The following is a 15,953-nucleotide window of genomic DNA, read 5'->3' as shown; positions in this document are numbered from 1 at the left end:
GCCAACCTAGATCCGCACGGATGCCGCGCACGGGTTGTGTTCGTAACGAGAGATTGTGGTCATTCTGGTCGTGCGGACGGACGGTGCGAGCACGCCTAGCATGGGGACTGTGGTGAAGGCGATGACGCTCCGCACGCAGCTCGTGCTGCTGCAGGTCGTCATCGTGCTTGCAATCGTCCTCACGGTCGGGCTCGCGGCGATGCTCATGCAGGAGAAGCAGATCCGTGAGGCGTCGCAGGAGCGGATGATCGCCGTTGCACAATCGGTCGCGCAGCTCCCGACCGTCGTCGAGGCGTACGACGATGCGGACCCCGCAGCCGTCATCCAGCCGATCGCCGAGCTGATCAGGGACTCGTCGAACGTGGCGTACGTGGTCGTGACGGATGATGACGGCATCCGATTCTCGCACCCGAATCCGGACCGCATCGGCGAGCAGGTCTCGACGGACCCGAGCATCCCGCTCTCCGGTGAGATGTACACCGGCACCCAGACCGGCACGCTCGGGGAATCCTGGCGAGTGAAGGTCCCCGTGTTCGACAAGGACGGCACCGTCATGGGGCAGGTCTCGGTCGGGATCCTGGAATCCGACCTGCGCGCCGACTTCATGGGCGACATCACGGGGTTCCTTCTCGCGCTCGGCGGCGCAACGGTGGTCGGCGTCGTCGCCGCGACCGGAGTCGCCCGCATCGTGCGGCGCCGCATCTTCGGTCTCGAGCCGGAGGAGATCCGCGGACTCCTCGAAACGCGGGAGGCGACACTGCACGGCATCCGCGAGGGCATGCTCGCGCTGGACGAGGACGGTCGGGTCTCACTGTGCAACGACTCCGCGGCGCGTCTGCTCGGCCTGGCGTCGCCGGCCGAAGCGACGGGGCGCGCGGCATCCGATCTCCTGGACGACCTGACGCTGGTCATCGCCGAAGCGGATGCCGATGACGACCCCGCTCAGCGTCTGGTGCTCTCCGGTGAGCGCGTGCTGCTGGCACGCGCGGCATCCGTGCGGGTCAAGGGCCGTCGCGTGGGAACGGTGGTCACGCTGATGGACCGGACCGAACTCGACCACGCCCTCCGCGAGCTGGCCGGCGCGCAGAGCCTGGCGGAGGGCCTTCGCGCCCAGCAGCACGAGTTCTCCAACACGCTGCACACGATCGGCGGACTCATCGAGCTCGGCGAGGTCGACGCGGCACGCCGGGTCGTGGAGCGGGCAGGCGACGGCGGGGCGCTCAATCGCCTGGACGCCCCCACCGGCGTGCAGGACATCGAGCTCGCCGCGATCCTGCTCGCCAAGCGCGCCCGCGCCCGCGAGCTCGGCGTGGTGCTGACCGTCACGGACGATTCGCTGCTGCCGGCGGACAGCGGCGGCGACGACCTCAGCACGGTGGTCGGGAACCTCCTGGACAATGCTCTGGATGCCGCGGGGCAGGGCGGCCACGTGAGCATCGCACTCACCCAGGACGACGACCACGACGTCCACGTCGTCGTCGAGGACGACGGCCCCGGCGTTCCTCTCGAGCGACGCGGTGACGTGTTCCGGCTCGGCTTCTCCACGAAACCCGACGACCGTCAGCGCGGATACGGTCTGACCATCGTGGCGCGCATCGTCGAACGACGCGGCGGATCCATCGACCTCGGCCCGTCCCCCGCAGGCGGCGCGCGGTTCACCGTGCGGCTCCCGGCTGTCCAGCACGCGGGGACGCCCCGATGACGCGACTTCGCACCCTGATCGTCGAGGACGATTTCGCCGTCGCACACGTGACGCGCGGCTTCGTCGAACGGCATCCGCGTTTCGAGGTCGTCGGGGTCGCACCGACCGGCGCCGATGCCCTGCGCGCCGTGCATGAGCTGGAACCGCAGGTGATGCTGCTGGATGTCTACCTGCCCGACATGTCCGGCATCGAGGTGCTCCGTCGCGCTCGCGCCGCAGGCGCGCACGTCGAGGTGATCGCGGTCACCGCCGCCCGCGACCTGGAGACGGTCCGGCGCGCCAGAGCGCACGGCGTGCACCACTACGTGGTGAAGCCCTTCCCGATGCAGACGCTGCACGAGCGCCTGGACGACATCTGGCGAGTGATCGCACGGGATGCCGAGCTCACCGGCACAGCCGAACTCGATCAGGTCACCGTCGACGCGCTCATGCGTCACGACGCCCTCGCGATCGCCGCCCAGCGCAAAGGCGTCTCCCCCGCCACGCTGCAGCGCGTCGCCGCAGCGCTGGAGGCGCAGGAGGCGCCGATGTCGGCGACCGAGATCGCCGATGCCCTCGGCATGTCGAGGGTCAGCGCGCGGCGTTATCTCGAACGACTCGTCGATTCGGGTCTCGCGGACAGCGCGCCGACCTACGGCAGTGTCGGTCGCCCCGAACTGCGTTATCGCTCGCTCGTCTGAGGGCGCTGGTCCCCTCCCGCGCGACGGACGTGCGCCGCCTTCCGCTCCTCTTCACGGTCTCGACGCACCGCCGCGGCGATCGCCGTGGTGTCGCGCAGTTCGACCTGCACCTGCCGCTCGGCCGGGATCCCGGCGCGCAGCTGACGCGCGCGCTCCAGCTCCACATCGATCTCGATGCCGAGGAGCAGCGCCATGTTCGCGATCCAGAGCCACAGCAGGAAGACGAGAACGCTCGCGAACGGGCCGTAGAGGCGCTCGTAGTCCGCGACCACGGTGGCATAGAAGCCGAACCCCGCTGACGCGATGCCGAAGACGACCAGCGCAGCCGTCGCCCCGAGGCTCATCCAACGGAAGCTCCGCGGCGCGACATTGGGAGCGAAGCAGTACAGGATCGCGATGAGGAAGATCATGACGATCGCCAGCGCCGGCCAGCGCACGATGGACCAGACGAGAAGACCGGCCTCGCCCACGCCCCAGAGCTGGCCGATGCCGCGCGAGACCCGTTGCCCGGTGACCGCGACGATCACGGCGATCGCGACCAGCACGATCAGCACGACGGTGAGCAGGAGGTGCATGGGCTTCGATTTCCAGAACGGTCGCCCCTCCTCGACGCCGTAGACGCGGTTGGCCGCGCGGCTGAACGATGTGATGTACCGGCCGGCCGACCAGATCGTGACCAGGAGCGAGGCCACCAGGAGCCATCCGGTCGCCGTCGCCTCCGCGAGCTGCGTCAGCGGCCCGCGCAGCGCGGCACCGGCGCCCTCGGGAAGCACGGCGTTCGCCACCCGCGCCACGTTCTCCAAGCGTGAGCCGTCGCGGCTGACGAGCCCGATCAGCGAGATCACGGCGATCGACGCGGGTGCCATCGCGAGTACCGCGTAGAACGTCAGCGCTGCTGCGGCATCCGGGCACCAATCGGTGCCGAACTTGCGCACGGCACGCCGGAGCGCGAGCGCCCACGCATCCCGGCCGAGGCGCCACGGCAGCGGCGAAGCCGATGCCTCATGCTCATCAGCGGCGGCGGACATCGTCTTTCCTTCCTGACCGCGCATGCAGGAGCACCACGATCCGCCTGAGATGCGTCGCCACCAGAACGCCGGGGCCCAGGATGCTGCGTGCCGACTCCTGCCCTGCCTCGAGGGCGTTCACCAGCAGCCGGACGGCCTGCGCCGCCGCCTCTCGCGCCCGGTGCGCGGGCGGGTCATCCGCGCCGTTGACCGCTATCGCAGCCGCCGTCGCCTGGCACGCGTGTGCGATCGCCGGAACCAGTTCGCGATCGAGCGGGAATGCCGCCGCACGCTCACGCACCACGTCCTCCAGCGCATCGGAGATGTCCCGCACCCGCACGGCGATCGGCTCGAGGGTCTCGAGTCGTTCGTGTGCAGCCTGGGTGCCGTGGCGTCCACCCACTGCTCGTGGGTTGCCTCTGCGGCTCCGGTCCGCTTCCGCGAGGGCCGCCCTGACGTCGCGCGCGGTGGTCTCGAGCGCGTCCGCTCCCCTGGTCCACTCGGTGCGCTCCGGAGGCCAGGACTCTTCGAGAGCGTCTCCGATGCCCGCGAGGTGATCGGAGAGCTCCCTCTGATACTCCTCGACGCGCGCCTCCGCCGTGGCCGAGAGAGTCCCGGGGGCGAGCAGCAGATTGACAACGAGCCCGACCACGAGCCCGACGGCCATCTGCGCCAGAGAGCTCAGCGAGTACGCGTCCGCGTCATGTCCGCCGAGGATGAGCACGAAAACGGCGGCGACCGCGATGTACTCCCTCCCGGCGCCGAACCATCCGGTTCCGGACAGCAGCACCCCGACGCCGGCCACGAGTGCGAGCGTCCATACGGTCGGCCCGAACGTGAACACGACCAGGAGCGCCAGAACGATGCCCGTGGCCAGACCGGTCACGGTCTGCACGCTCGACTTCACGGAATCCATCAGCGTCGGATGCATGCTGATCAGCGCGCCGAGCGGCGCATAGTACGGATGGTCGTCGGCGAACCCGGGCAGGTAGTGCGCGATGATCCACGCGATACCGACGGCCAGGGCGGTCTTCGCGGCGAACAGCAGCCGTGGCGGCGCCACGGCTGCACGGATCGAAGGCATCAGGGAGGACGGCACAGCCGTCATCCTGCCCGGCATCATGGACGAACGCAGGAGGGTTGACAGGTGCCGAGATGCACCGCGGGTGCAGTCGAGCCGATCAGGCGCCCGGGCGAACCGTCACGTCGGTGATGTCGGCGTCCCGCGGCAGATCGAGCGCGGTGAGGATCGTCGTCGCGACGGATTCGGGATCGATGAACCGCTCTGGTTCGTAGTCGTTCCCCTCCTGCTGGTGCACGCGTGCCTGCATGGGCGTCGCCGTGCGGCCGGGGTACACCGATGTCACGCGGATGCCGTGCTCGGCCTCCTCCGCGCGCAGCGCGTCGGCCAATGCCTTCAGCCCGTGCTTGGATGCCGCGTACGCCGACCAGCCGGCGTGCGCGTGCAGTCCGGCGCCGGAGTTGACGAACACGACCTGGCCGCGGGACACCCGCAGCACCGGCAGCATCAGCCTGGTCAGTTCGGCCGGAGCCACGAGGTTGACGGCGAGCTGCTGCTCCCACAGCGTCGCCGGCAGGTCGGCGACCGGACCGAGATCGACGACACCCGCGACATGCACGAGAGCGTCGATCCGGTCGGGAAGCCGTTGCTTGGACAATGCCCACGACAACCGCCCCGGCTGGGACAGGTCGCCGACGAGCGTCGATGCACCGGGGAGCGCACCGGCGATCTCGCGCGCCCGTCCGACATCGCGGGCGAGCAGGATGACGTCGTCGCCGCGCTCCAGCAGCCGACGCGCGAGCACCGCTCCGATTCCGGAGCCGGCGCCCGTGATGAGGTGGACGGCCATGTCAGGCGCGGTCGGCGGGCTCTGCCAGCTCGATCGGAACGACGGGGCAGTCCTTCCAGAGACGCTCGAGGCCGTAGTACACGCGCTCCTCGGCGTGGAACACGTGCACGATCAGGTCGCCGAAGTCCATCAGGACCCAGCGGGACTCGGCACGGCCCTCCCGGCGGACGCGCTTGTGCCCGGCCTCGATGAGCTTGTCCTCGATCTCGTCGGCGATCGCGGCGACGTTGCGCTCGCTGTTTCCGGTGACGAGAAGGAAGATGTCCACGAGCGGCAGCGGCTCAGAGACGTTGAGCGCGAGGAGATCCTCGCCGCCCTTGGAAGCCGCCGCGTTGGCGGCGATCTGGAGCATCTGCTCCGCGGTTTCAGGTGATTGCATCACAGCACATTCGTGGTGAAGGCGATGATCAGCGCGGCCGCCAGCGCGAGAGCGAGACCGCCGGCGGTGATCGCGAGGATCAGCATCAGCTTGTTGCCCTTCTCGGGAGCTGGTGGGCGGATGACCTCGCCGGCGGGCTTGATGGTGCTGACCGCGGAACTCGCCGCGATCGGCGTCGGTGAGGATGCCGGCGGCAGCTCACCGTCGATGAGGACAGCGTCGACGTCCTTGCCGTCGGTCGTCCCCTTCGCGTGTCCCCGAGAGCCGAGGCCCTCCGGGAGGTCGTAGGATCCGGTGATCAGGACTTCGCCGGTCGAGGCGACCGGTCCGGAGAGCGATCCCTCCCCTGGCGGCGGGTTGAAGATCAGGGCGCTGGGCGCGGCGTGCTGCGATCCTGTGGAGTCGCCGACCGTGATGAGCTCGTCGAAAGACGGCGTGAACGGCGTCGTCGTCTTCTCCTCGGAGAGGACGCTCTGCCCGAAGGTCGGGTTGACGGTCGGACGCTCGTCCTGCTCGGCGTCTTCGGCGTCGTCGTCGTGCTCGGTCGCGTCGGCATCGACGCCGAGGTCCACGAGTTCCGCTTCCGTGTCTGCGCTGGCGTCCTCGTCAGGGCTCTCGCCCTGGACGTCGGCGTCGGCATCGTCGGCGTCGGCGTCGGCCGAAGCCTCAACCGCGTCGGCGTCGACCGCGGACTCACTGGACTGCTCGATCTCGACGTCGGCCGCGTCCTCGTCGTCGGAGTCCGTCGCGGTCTCCTGCGCCGGTGCGGATGCCGATACAGGGGCGAACACGGGAACAGCGGAGACGATCGCGTGCTCGTCCGAGGCGTCCTCGGGCTCGGTCCGGTGCGCTGCGGCTTCTTCTGCGGCATCCGATTCCGCAGCCATCTGTGCCGCCGCTGCTTCTTCCGCGCCGATCACCGGTACCGAAGCCGTGCGGATCCGCTCCTGGTCACGCGCCTGACGTCGTGTCAGCGGCAGCGCACCGAGATCGACCGCTTCGTCGGCGACCGGAGCCGGCGGCACCTCGGCCGGCTCGGCGGCGCGCGGCAGCGGAGGCTGAGGCGTCGGTGCGGGGGCGGAGGCCGCCGCCGCCTCTTCCGCTGTGATCACCGGTGTCGCGCCAGTCAGGCGGATCTCCCGCAGCTGCTTGCGCGTCAGCGGTTCCTTCCCTTCGCTGTCCGATGTGCTCATGCCTTGCTCCGATACAGGTGATGCTTCGCGATGTACTGAACGACTCCGTCGGGGACGAGATACCACACCGGTTCACCCTCGTGGACGCGCTGGCGGCAATCCGTTGAGGAGATCGACAGTGCCGGCACCTCCAACTGGCTGACATCGTCGCTCGGGAGTCCATCGGTGCTCAGAACGTGTCCTGGACGCGAGACCGCGACGAAGTGGGCCAGATCCCACAACTCATCATGGTCCCTCCAGCTGAGAATCTGCGCTACGGCATCCGCGCCGCTGATGAAGAACAGTTCCGCATTCGGCCGCTGCGTCTTCAGATCGCGCAGCGTGTCGATGGTGTAGGTGTCGCCTTCACGGTCGATATCGACGCGGCTGACGGTGAAACGGGGATTGGAAGCCGTGGCGATCACCGTCATCAGATAGCGGTGTTCGCTGGGGGTCACCGTCCGCTTCTGCCACGGTCGGCCCGTCGGCACGAAGACGACCTCGTCGAGATCGAACTCGTGCGCGACCTCGCTGGCCGCGACGAGGTGACCGTGATGGATCGGATCGAACGTTCCGCCCATCACCCCGATACGCGGCGCCCGCGAGTTCGTGTGCTCCATCCGCGGCTCAGTGGCCGTGCCCTGCCCCGTGGCCGTCCTTGCCGTGCTGGGCCGCCCAGGCCTCGGCCTTGGCCGAGTGGCGGTTGGCGACGTGGCGATACGAGAAGGTCACCAGCCCGAGCAGCGCGAAGACGATCGCGGCGATGACACCGAAGATCAGCGTCTCGAGCGCCACGTTTCCGTGGTGCTCGGTCTCGGCGGCTGCCATCGCGAACTGTGCGACGAGATTCATCCTTGCTCCGTTTCGTGACCGGGGGCGCGAACGCGCTCCCCCATCCTATCGCTCAGCCGCGCGTCTGCCCCGCCCCACGCGCGAGCCACTTCGTGCTGGTCAGCTCGGAGAGCCCCATCGGCCCTCTGGCATGCAGCTTCTGCGTCGAGATGCCGACCTCGGCGCCGAAGCCGAACTCCGCGCCGTCGGTGAAGCGCGTGGAGGCGTTCACCATCACGACCGCGGAATCCACCTCGGCCAGGAATCGCTCCGCACTGCGGGAATCGGTCGTGATGATCGCCTCCGTGTGCCCGGTACTGTACCGGCGGATATGCGCCAGTGCGTCGTCGAGGGAATCGACGACCTTCATCGCGATGTCGAGGCTGAGGTACTCGGTCTCCCAGTCCTCCTCCGTGGCCGGGATCACGTTGCTGACGAGCCCGGCGACGATGTCGTCTCCGTGGATGGCCACACCCTCGCTCTGCAGCGCACTGGCCACGAGCGGGATGAGCCGCGGCGCGGCCTGTCGGTGCACGAGCACGGTCTCGACCGCGTTGCAGACGCTGGGACGCTGGACCTTCGCGTTGACGACGATCTGCGTGGCCCAGTCGTCCGGAGCGGACTCGTCGAGCACGATGTGCACGTTGCCCGCGCCGGTCTCGATCACCGGGACAGTGGATTCGGTGACGACGACCTCGATGAGCGATGCACTGCCGCGGGGCACGAGCACGTCGATGAACCCTCGACCGTGCATGAGCGCCTTCGCACCGTCGCGTCCGAAGTCGTCAACGGTCTGGATCGCCTCCGGCGTGATGCCGATGCCCTCCAGCGCGTCGCGCATGATCTCGACGAGAACGGCGTTGGACTCGCGGGCGGCGCTTCCGCCGCGGAGCACGACCGTGTTGCCGGAGCGCAGCGCCAGCGCGGCGATGTCGACGGTCACGTTCGGTCGCGCTTCATAGATGGCGCCGACGACGCCGAAGGGGACTCGCACCTGCTGGAGAGCCACGCCATTGGGCATCCGGTGTCCGCCGACGACCTGCCCGACCGGGTCGGCCAGCGCGGCGACCTCGCGGACGGCAGCGGCGAGGGCCGCGACGCGTGCGGAGTCCAGGCGCAGTCGATCGATGAGCGCGGAGCCGATGCCGCCGGCCTCACCGCGTGCGATGTCCTGCGCGTTCGCCGCGATGATCCGCTCGGCTCCGGCCTCCAGCGCCTTCGCGATCGCCTCGAGCGCCTGCGCCTTGTCATCACTGGTGAGTTGCGCCGTCGTACGCGACGCCTCCTTGGCGAGGGCGAGGCGCTGCTGCGGCCCTGCGATGTCCGTGGTCGCGGAATCGACGGGCACGGTGAGGGTGTCGGCGCTCATCCGCCCAGTGTATCGACCGATGCGCGGCCGCGGGCCGCTGTGACGGCCGTGCCCCAGGTGCGGATCAGGCCGGCGTCGCGGGCACGAACCAGGTGCCGATGTGCTCTCCGGACAGCGCCCGGTCGATGAGGTCGGCTCCGGTCACCAGCACGCCGATGCCGGATGCCGCGGCCAGCCGGGCGGCGGACACCTTGGTGGCCGCTCCTCCGGTGCCGACGCTGTTCACGACGGTGGCGCCGAACTCGAGACCCGTGAGATCCTCGTCGGCCCCGATCACGTCCAGCGGCTCGGCATCCGGATCCGTCGGAGGCTTGGTGTACAGCGCCTCGACATCGCTGAGCAGGACGAGGGCATCGGCCTGAACCAATTGGGCGACCAGCGCCGCGAGCCGGTCGTTGTCTCCGAAGCGGATCTCCTGCGTCGCAACCGTGTCGTTCTCGTTCACGATCGGCAGGATCCGAAGGCCCAGCAGACGCTCCATCGCCCGACGGGCATTGCTGCGCGACGTCGGCGTCTCGAGGTCGCCCGTGGTCAGCAGCACCTGGCCGGCGACGATCCCGAACGGGCGCAGCGCCTCCTGGTAGCGGTAGACGAGGATGTTCTGTCCGACAGCCGCCGCAGCCTGCTGCGTCGCGAGATCGGTCGGCCTGGCGTCCAGATCGAGAAACGGGATGCCGGTGGCGATCGCTCCGGACGACACCAGGACGATCTCGCATCCGCGGCCGTGCGCCTTCTGCAGGGCGTTCACGATCATCGGGATCCGCCACGACGACTCACCGCTGATCGACGATGAGCCGACCTTCACTACGATGCGGGCGGCAGTGGCGAGCTCCTCGCGGGTGCGGGCCGTCATGCCTTGTCCCCGTCGAGGTCCTCCTCGGTGACGATGCGGCGCTCTTCGGCCTCAGCGCGCAGCGCGGCCTTGGCGTCCATCCGCTCGTAGTACTGCTCGCGGCGCTGCGTCGTCGTCCGTCGCGGGTTCGTCGCGGCGAAGCGCGGGTCGGTACCGCGGGGCGCGACCATCAGCTCCGCCGCCGAGGACATCGACGGCTCCCAGTCGAACACGAGGCCATCACCCTCGCCGATGACGACCGTGGCGCCCGGCGTCGCGCCGAGACGGAACAATTCGTCCTCGACGCCGAGACGCTCCAGGCGATCCGCGAGGTAGCCGACGGCTTCTTCGTTCTGGAAGTCGGTCTGCTGCACCCAGCGCACCGGCTTCTCGCCGATCACACGGTAGACGTTGCCGTAGGTGCCGCCCTCGACCCGCACCGTGAACTCCTTCTTCGAGCCCCTGGGGCGGATCACGACACGCTCGGTGGGGACGGCGACGGCCGCCTCTGCGCGGTGCTTCTCGACGATCTCGCCGAGTGCGAAGGTCAGCGGGCGCAGGCCCTCGTGCGACACAGTGGAGATCTCGAACACGCGGAAGCCGCGCTCCTCGAGCTCGGGGCGCACGAGTTCGGCGAGGTCGCGTGCTTCCGGGACGTCGATCTTGTTCAGCGCGACGAGCTGCGGACGCTCCAGCAGTGGGATCTGGCCCTCTGGCACCTCGTAGGCTGCGAGCTCGGCGATGATGACGTCGAGATCGCTGATCGGGTCGCGACCCGGCTCGAGCGTGGCGCAGTCGAGCACGTGCAGCAGCGCGGAGCAGCGCTCCACGTGGCGGAGGAACTCGAGACCGAGTCCGCGTCCTTCACTGGCGCCTTCGATGAGTCCTGGAACGTCGGCGACGGTGTAGCGCGCATCACCGGCCTGCACGACACCGAGATTCGGGTGCAGCGTCGTGAACGGGTAGTCGGCGATCTTGGGCCGCGCCGCCGAGATCGCTGCGATCAGGCTCGACTTGCCGGCCGACGGGTAGCCGACCAGTGCCACGTCGGCGACGGTCTTGAGCTCGAGGACGACGTCGCCCTCGAAACCTGGTGTGCCCAGCAGCGCGAAACCCGGCGCCTTGCGCTTCGGAGATGCGAGCGCCGCGTTGCCGAGGCCGCCGCGGCCGCCCTGGGCGACGACGACGCGCTCCCCTGGTACGACCATGTCCACCAGGACTTCGCCATCGGCATCCTTGACGACCGTGCCGACCGGAACCGGCAGTTCGAGGGTCTCCCCCGCGAAGCCGGAGCGGTGGTCGCCCATGCCGAACCCGCCATTGCCGCTGGAGCGGTGCGGCGAGTGGTGATACGACAGCAGGGTGCCGGTCTGCGGGTCGGCGACGAGGACGATGTCGCCGCCGTCACCGCCGTTGCCGCCATCGGGCCCGCCGAGCGGCTTGAACTTCTCGCGGTGCACCGACACGCAGCCGTTGCCGCCCTTGCCTGCGCGCAGGTGGAGCGTCACCGTGTCGACGAACGTGACCATGTGGTGTCCTCTGGTTCCTGAGCTGAGCGAAGGGGGAAAGCGCGAACGGGACGGGCAAATGCCCGCCCCGTTCGGATGGTTGCTGTGCTGCGGATTACTCGGCAGCTGCGACGATGTTGACGACCTTGCGGCCGCCCTTCGCGCCGAACTCGACCGAGCCCGCTGCGAGAGCGAACAGCGTGTCGTCGCCGCCACGGCCGACGTTCACGCCGGGGTGGAAGTGCGTACCGCGCTGGCGGACGAGGATCTCGCCGGCGTTGACGGTCTGACCGCCGAAGCGCTTCACGCCGAGTCGCTGTGCGTTGGAGTCACGACCGTTGCGGGTCGAGCTCGCGCCCTTTTTGTGTGCCATTTCTCAGCTCCCCTTCGTGCTTACTTGATGCCGGTGATCTTGACGCGCGTGAGCTCCTGGCGGTGGCCCTGACGCTTCTTGTAACCGGTCTTGTTCTTGAACTTCTGGATGACGATCTTCGGGCCTCGGAGGTTGCCGATGACCTCGGCGGTGACCTTGACCTTCGCCAGCTTGTCGGCGTCGGTGGTCACCGTGGCGCCGTCGACGAGCAGCACTGCGGGCAGCTCGATCTTCTCGCCCTGGGTCGCCTTGACACGGTCGAGCTGAACGATCGTGCCGACCTCGACCTTCTCCTGCCGTCCGCCGGCGCGCACTACTGCGTAAACCACTTGATACCTGTTTCATCGGGGAGCTCAAGGCTCCGGAAATCTCACGGGAAGACTGTGCCTGCGTTCGTCGCAGGTCTGACGGGTGCGAGCACCGGGGCTCATCCGGACCGCCCTGGGGACGGTTCAGCTCGCGCACCAAGGGTCCACTTTACCGGATGCCGGCCGATGTGGCAAAGCGAGCGGATGCCGTGTCGCGCGAGATCCGCCCGGACGTAGGATCGCACGGTGACCGTACTCGTCGACGACCCGATCTGGCCCGCTCACGGACGGCTCTGGGCGCACCTCGTCAGCGATGAGGATCTCCATGAACTGCACGCCTTCGCACGCCGCAACGACGTGCCGGAGCGCGCGTTCGACCTCGACCACTACGACGTGCCGGAGGAGATCATCCCCCGGCTCGTCGCAGCAGGTGCCACCCCGGTGGGCGGCAAAGAGCTCACGCGTCGGCTGATCGCGTCAGGACTGCGCGTCCCCGCTCGCGACCGGCGCGGCAGTCACTGACCCCGAGTCGGCGTTCACGGACACCGGCGTGCCGGTGAGAGCAGCCGTGGTCACGCGGCGGCGGTTGCGCCCCTGACCGGGGGCCTTGGGCTCCGGCAGAGCATCCAGGACCGAGTCGAGAAGAACGTCCGCCTCGGTGCGCGGCGCCTTGGCCCGCTCCGAGCGCTTCTTGCGCGCCTTCTTCGGACGCTCGGCCGCAGCGGGCAGCTCGACGGCCGGCGCCTCGTCCGGCGTTTCGGCCGCAACGACTCGCGTGGATGCCGCGATCTGAGCGAGAGCCGTCTTCGCACCTTCGGGGATGCTGTGGGTCACACCGGCCGCCGGCGCCGGCGCGCTGGGCTGGTTGCCGCCGCGCTGACGACGGTTCGGTGTGCTGCCGTTGCTCGAACGGTGCTTGACCACCGGGTCGTGGTGCACGATGACACCGCGGCCGGCGCAGACCTCGCACGCCTCGCTGAACGTCTCCAGCAGGCCGAGTCCGAGCTTCTTGCGGGTCATCTGCACGAGCCCGAGCGATGTGACCTCCGCCACCTGGTGCTTGGTCCGATCGCGGCTCAGGCACTCCACGAGACGGCGCAGCACGAGATCGCGGTTGGACTCGAGCACCATGTCGATGAAGTCGACGACGATGATGCCGCCGATGTCACGCAGACGGAGCTGACGGACGATCTCCTCAGCGGCCTCGAGGTTGTTCTTCGTGACCGTCTCTTCGAGATTGCCGCCGGATCCGACGAACTTGCCGGTGTTGACGTCGACGACGGTCATGGCCTCGGTGCGGTCGATCACGAGCGAACCACCGGAGGGCAGCCAGACCTTGCGGTCCAGGGCCTTCTCGATCTGCTCGGTGACGCGGAACACGTCGAACGGGTCTGATTCGTCCTCGTACTCCTCGACGCGCTCGAGCAGATCCGGCGCGACGCTCTCGAGGTAGGCGCGGATCGTGCGCTGCGCCTCTTCGCCCTGGATGAGCATCTTCGTGAAGTCCTCGTTGAAGACGTCGCGGACGATCTTCACGAGGAGGTCGGGTTCGGCGTGCAGGAGCGCGGGCGCCTGCTGGTTCTCGACCTGCTTGCGGATGTGCTCCCACTGGTTCGTGAGGCGCTGCACATCGCGGGTGAGCTGGTCCTCGGTCGCGCCCTCGGCGGCCGTGCGGACGATGACGCCGCTGGACTCGGGCAGGACCTCCTTGAGGATGCGCTTGAGACGCGCACGCTCGTTGTCGGGGAGCTTGCGCGAGATGCCGTTCATCGACCCGTTCGGCACGTACACGAGGTAGCGGCCGGGGAGCGAGATCTGGCTGGTCAGGCGAGCACCCTTGTGGCCGACCGGATCCTTCGTCACCTGCACGAGGACACGATCGCCCGGCTTGAGGGCGAGCTCGATGCGTCGCGGCTGGTTGCCGGTCTCGACGCCGTCCCAGTCGACCTCACCGGAGTACAGCACGGCATTGCGTCCGCGGCCGATGTCGACGAACGCCGCCTCCATGCTGGGCAGGACGTTCTGGACGCGGCCGAGGTACACGTTGCCGATGAGCGACGCGTCCTGGTTGCGGGCCACGTAGTGCTCGACGAGCACCTTGTCCTCGATGACCGCGATCTGCGTGCGGCCGTTCTTGGAGCGGACCACCATGTTGCGGTCCACGGATTCGCGGCGCGCGAGGAACTCCGCCTCGGTGACCACGGGACGACGGCGTCCGGCATCGCGACCGTCACGGCGGCGCTGCTTCTTGGCCTCGAGGCGCGTGGAGCCCTTGATGGCCTTCGGCTCGGTGATGTACTCGACGACGCGCTGGCGCTGGCGCGGCTCGGAGCGCTGCTCGTCATCGCCTTCGCCATTGCCCCCGCGGCGACGACGTCCGCGGCGCGCGGGCGAGCCGGACTCGTCGGCGTCCTGGTCGCGGTCGCGATCACGATCGCGGTCACGGGCGCCGTCGCGGCCCTGGCGCGCAGGCAGTGGTGCGATCTCGGGCGCGTAGAAGTGCAGCTGGGTGGAGACGCGCGAGACGAAGGTCTCGGGGATCAGCCCCAGACTGACCGCGGTGAGCGGCTCCGGCTTGGCGGGTACCGACACGGGCTCAGGCACTGGCTCGGGCTTCACGGCTTCGGGCTCGGCGGGCTCTGACGTTGCCGTCTCTGCGTCGGGCAGCACAGCCGTTGCGGACTCTTCCTCGACGGGCGCGGAATCGACCTCGCTCGACTCCGGCTCAGACTCGCTCGACTCAGGAGCCGGCTCGGGCACGGTCTCGGTCGGCGCCGCTTCGGACTCCGATCCGGGCTCGCCCGTCTCGCGCTCAGATGCGTCCGGCGTGTCGGCCGACGTCTGCTCGGGAGCGTCCGCCCCGGCATCCTCTGCGGGCACGTCGACGTCCGGAGCCTCAGCGGAGTCCGGAGTCTGCAGCGTCGCGTCTAGCGCGGGCTCTGCATTCTCGTCGAGGGTCGGGTTGTTGTTGTCATTGTTGTCATCGGCCATCTCTGGCGAACTCCCTGCACGGGCACTGTGTGCTCCGCGAAATCTCATGCGGCACGGGCCGCGAACTCACTCGGCGTGCGATCGGCTCTTCTGCTCTGATCGCGTGGGGCGTGTGCCCCGAAGTCTTCGTCGATGCCTGTCAGCGGCGGCGCCGCGAGAAGCATCACACGCCATTATCGCATCATGCGCGGGATATCGCGGCATCCGACGTGCGGATTGTCCCGGCGGCCTCACGCTCCGCCCATAGCAATCGCTGAGATACTGGCGCTATGACGGAGCAGCGCCCCCGCTATGTCGGGTACGGAATCTGGTTGATCATCGCGAGCGTGATCGGGTGGTGGGCCGCCTTCCAACTCACCGTGGAGAAGTTCTACCTGCTCGAGAATCCCGGCGACCCGCTGGCCTGCGACATCAGCCCCTTCCTGCAGTGCAGCACGAATCTCGGATCATGGCAGGGTGCCGTCTTCGGCTTTCCGAATCCGCTTCTCGGTCTGACCGGCTGGATGGCTCCGCTCGTCGTCGGAGTGGCGCTGATCGCGGGCGCCCGCTTCCCGCGCTGGTTCTGGGCCCTGTTCGGCGCCGGGATCACCTTCGCGTTCGGGTTCGTGTGCTGGCTGATCGGACAGACCGTCTTCGAGCTCTTCGTGCTCTGCCCCTGGTGCCTGGTCACCTGGGCGGTCACGATCCCCACGTTCATCTCGACGATGGTGCATCTGCTGCGAAACGGCACGTTCAGCCGATCGGAGAAGGCGATGGCGATCGGTCAGAAGCTCATGGCGTGGGTGCCGCTGGCTTCCATCGTGGGCTGCGCGCTGGTCATCGTCCTGCTGCAGGTGAACAACATGGACTTCCTGGGCGCCCTCGTGGATCTCTGGATCTGACCGCCCTTGCAGCACGAAGGCCCGCTCCCTCAGGGAGCGGGCCTTCGTC

At 68.8% G+C, this 15,953-nt stretch carries 17 protein-coding genes; 4 read left to right on the top strand and 13 right to left on the bottom strand.

The window, feature by feature from the left end; translation table 11 throughout:
• Positions 1-100 precede the first annotated feature (100 nt).
• Together AC3ANJ_RS08110 and AC3ANJ_RS08105 are read left to right on the top strand one after the other, a co-directional pair.
• Positions 101-1,702, top strand: a complete 1,602-nt coding sequence (locus AC3ANJ_RS08110; RefSeq protein WP_488319019.1) for an ATP-binding protein — start codon at positions 101-103, stop codon at positions 1,700-1,702.
• Positions 1,699-2,382, top strand: coding sequence for a response regulator (locus AC3ANJ_RS08105; RefSeq protein ID WP_488319018.1), 684 nt, complete (start codon positions 1,699-1,701; stop codon positions 2,380-2,382). Before AC3ANJ_RS08110 ends, AC3ANJ_RS08105 begins: the two co-directional genes overlap by 4 nt.
• Here the strand turns inward: AC3ANJ_RS08105 and AC3ANJ_RS08100 are convergent.
• From AC3ANJ_RS08100 to rplU, 12 genes are all read right to left on the bottom strand, one after another.
• Positions 2,364-3,410: a YihY/virulence factor BrkB family protein gene (locus AC3ANJ_RS08100; protein ID WP_488319017.1), complete on the bottom strand. Its 1,047-nt coding sequence runs from the start codon at positions 3,408-3,410 to the stop codon at positions 2,364-2,366. The two genes, AC3ANJ_RS08105 and AC3ANJ_RS08100, sit on opposite strands and share 19 nt — an antisense overlap.
• Positions 3,394-4,473 carry an FUSC family protein gene (locus tag AC3ANJ_RS08095; protein WP_488319016.1) on the bottom strand — a complete coding sequence of 360 codons (1,080 nt, stop codon included), beginning with the start codon at positions 4,471-4,473 and terminating at the stop codon, positions 3,394-3,396. Before AC3ANJ_RS08095 ends, AC3ANJ_RS08100 begins: the two co-directional genes overlap by 17 nt.
• Before the next feature lie 97 nt (positions 4,474-4,570).
• The gene (locus AC3ANJ_RS08090) at positions 4,571-5,260 is read right to left on the bottom strand and encodes an SDR family oxidoreductase (protein ID WP_488319015.1); all 690 of its coding nucleotides are present in this window, start codon (positions 5,258-5,260) and stop codon (positions 4,571-4,573) included.
• A gap of 1 nt (position 5,261) precedes the next feature.
• Entirely contained in the window at positions 5,262-5,639 is a 378-nt protein-coding gene (rsfS, locus tag AC3ANJ_RS08085; RefSeq protein ID WP_406245534.1) for a ribosome silencing factor, read from the bottom strand.
• On the bottom strand, positions 5,639-6,832 hold the full coding sequence (locus tag AC3ANJ_RS08080; RefSeq protein WP_488319014.1) for a hypothetical protein: 1,194 nt from the start codon (positions 6,830-6,832) through the stop codon (positions 5,639-5,641). The genes rsfS and AC3ANJ_RS08080 overlap by 1 nt, the downstream gene beginning before the upstream one ends.
• On the bottom strand, positions 6,829-7,431 hold the full coding sequence (gene nadD, locus AC3ANJ_RS08075; RefSeq protein ID WP_488319013.1) for a nicotinate-nucleotide adenylyltransferase: 603 nt from the start codon (positions 7,429-7,431) through the stop codon (positions 6,829-6,831). The genes AC3ANJ_RS08080 and nadD overlap by 4 nt, the downstream gene beginning before the upstream one ends.
• 7 nt (positions 7,432-7,438) lie before the next feature.
• Entirely contained in the window at positions 7,439-7,663 is a 225-nt protein-coding gene (locus AC3ANJ_RS08070) for a hypothetical protein (protein WP_376180527.1), read from the bottom strand.
• A 52-nt stretch (positions 7,664-7,715) separates the two neighbouring features.
• Complete coding sequence (locus tag AC3ANJ_RS08065; RefSeq protein WP_488319012.1) at positions 7,716-9,011, bottom strand: glutamate-5-semialdehyde dehydrogenase; 1,296 nt, start codon at positions 9,009-9,011, stop codon at positions 7,716-7,718.
• A gap of 64 nt (positions 9,012-9,075) precedes the next feature.
• A complete protein-coding gene (proB, locus tag AC3ANJ_RS08060; protein ID WP_406245538.1) occupies positions 9,076-9,864 on the bottom strand; it encodes a glutamate 5-kinase in 789 nt (262 codons plus the stop codon).
• Positions 9,861-11,372, bottom strand: a complete 1,512-nt coding sequence (gene obgE, locus AC3ANJ_RS08055; RefSeq protein ID WP_488319011.1) for a GTPase ObgE — start codon at positions 11,370-11,372, stop codon at positions 9,861-9,863. Before obgE ends, proB begins: the two co-directional genes overlap by 4 nt.
• Before the next feature lie 94 nt (positions 11,373-11,466).
• Entirely contained in the window at positions 11,467-11,724 is a 258-nt protein-coding gene (rpmA, locus tag AC3ANJ_RS08050) for a 50S ribosomal protein L27 (protein WP_243225898.1), read from the bottom strand.
• Positions 11,725-11,744: 20 nt separating this feature from the next.
• Positions 11,745-12,053 (bottom strand): 50S ribosomal protein L21, encoded by a 309-nt coding sequence (gene rplU, locus AC3ANJ_RS08045; RefSeq protein WP_406245540.1) that lies wholly within the window; start codon positions 12,051-12,053, stop codon positions 11,745-11,747.
• A gap of 225 nt (positions 12,054-12,278) precedes the next feature.
• Here rplU and AC3ANJ_RS08040 point away from each other — a divergent pair, with 225 nt between their 5' ends.
• Positions 12,279-12,554: a DUF4031 domain-containing protein gene (locus AC3ANJ_RS08040; protein WP_406245541.1), complete on the top strand. Its 276-nt coding sequence runs from the start codon at positions 12,279-12,281 to the stop codon at positions 12,552-12,554.
• Here AC3ANJ_RS08040 and AC3ANJ_RS08035 read toward each other — a convergent pair.
• Positions 12,510-15,023, bottom strand: coding sequence for an Rne/Rng family ribonuclease (locus AC3ANJ_RS08035; protein ID WP_488319010.1), 2,514 nt, complete (start codon positions 15,021-15,023; stop codon positions 12,510-12,512). The two genes, AC3ANJ_RS08040 and AC3ANJ_RS08035, sit on opposite strands and share 45 nt — an antisense overlap.
• A gap of 269 nt (positions 15,024-15,292) precedes the next feature.
• Between AC3ANJ_RS08035 and AC3ANJ_RS08030 the strand changes: the two genes are divergently transcribed.
• On the top strand, positions 15,293-15,904 hold the full coding sequence (locus AC3ANJ_RS08030; protein ID WP_488319009.1) for a vitamin K epoxide reductase family protein: 612 nt from the start codon (positions 15,293-15,295) through the stop codon (positions 15,902-15,904).
• Positions 15,905-15,953: the final 49 nt, after the last annotated feature.

It is taken from the genome of Microbacterium sp. STRO-1N, from assembly GCF_057748015.1.
This window is presented reverse-complemented; position numbering and strand designations above follow the sequence as displayed.

Excerpts from the sequence above, each read along its gene's own strand:
- AC3ANJ_RS08030 (WP_488319009.1), top strand. The coding sequence starts at position 15,293 with ATGACGGAGCAGCGCCCCCGCTATGTCGGGTACGGAATCTGGTTGATC.
- AC3ANJ_RS08095 (WP_488319016.1), bottom strand. The coding sequence starts at position 4,473 with ATGCCTTCGATCCGTGCAGCCGTGGCGCCGCCACGGCTGCTGTTCGCC.
- AC3ANJ_RS08035 (WP_488319010.1), bottom strand. The coding sequence starts at position 15,023 with ATGGCCGATGACAACAATGACAACAACAACCCGACCCTCGACGAGAAT.
- AC3ANJ_RS08090 (WP_488319015.1), bottom strand. The coding sequence starts at position 5,260 with ATGGCCGTCCACCTCATCACGGGCGCCGGCTCCGGAATCGGAGCGGTG.
- AC3ANJ_RS08110 (WP_488319019.1), top strand. The coding sequence starts at position 101 with ATGGGGACTGTGGTGAAGGCGATGACGCTCCGCACGCAGCTCGTGCTG.
- AC3ANJ_RS08065 (WP_488319012.1), bottom strand. The coding sequence starts at position 9,011 with ATGAGCGCCGACACCCTCACCGTGCCCGTCGATTCCGCGACCACGGAC.
- nadD (WP_488319013.1), bottom strand. The coding sequence starts at position 7,431 with ATGGAGCACACGAACTCGCGGGCGCCGCGTATCGGGGTGATGGGCGGA.
- rsfS (WP_406245534.1), bottom strand. The coding sequence starts at position 5,639 with ATGCAATCACCTGAAACCGCGGAGCAGATGCTCCAGATCGCCGCCAAC.
- AC3ANJ_RS08105 (WP_488319018.1), top strand. The coding sequence starts at position 1,699 with ATGACGCGACTTCGCACCCTGATCGTCGAGGACGATTTCGCCGTCGCA.
- AC3ANJ_RS08070 (WP_376180527.1), bottom strand. The coding sequence starts at position 7,663 with ATGAATCTCGTCGCACAGTTCGCGATGGCAGCCGCCGAGACCGAGCAC.
- proB (WP_406245538.1), bottom strand. The coding sequence starts at position 9,864 with ATGACGGCCCGCACCCGCGAGGAGCTCGCCACTGCCGCCCGCATCGTA.
- rpmA (WP_243225898.1), bottom strand. The coding sequence starts at position 11,724 with ATGGCACACAAAAAGGGCGCGAGCTCGACCCGCAACGGTCGTGACTCC.
- AC3ANJ_RS08080 (WP_488319014.1), bottom strand. The coding sequence starts at position 6,832 with ATGAGCACATCGGACAGCGAAGGGAAGGAACCGCTGACGCGCAAGCAG.
- obgE (WP_488319011.1), bottom strand. The coding sequence starts at position 11,372 with ATGGTCACGTTCGTCGACACGGTGACGCTCCACCTGCGCGCAGGCAAG.
- AC3ANJ_RS08100 (WP_488319017.1), bottom strand. The coding sequence starts at position 3,410 with ATGTCCGCCGCCGCTGATGAGCATGAGGCATCGGCTTCGCCGCTGCCG.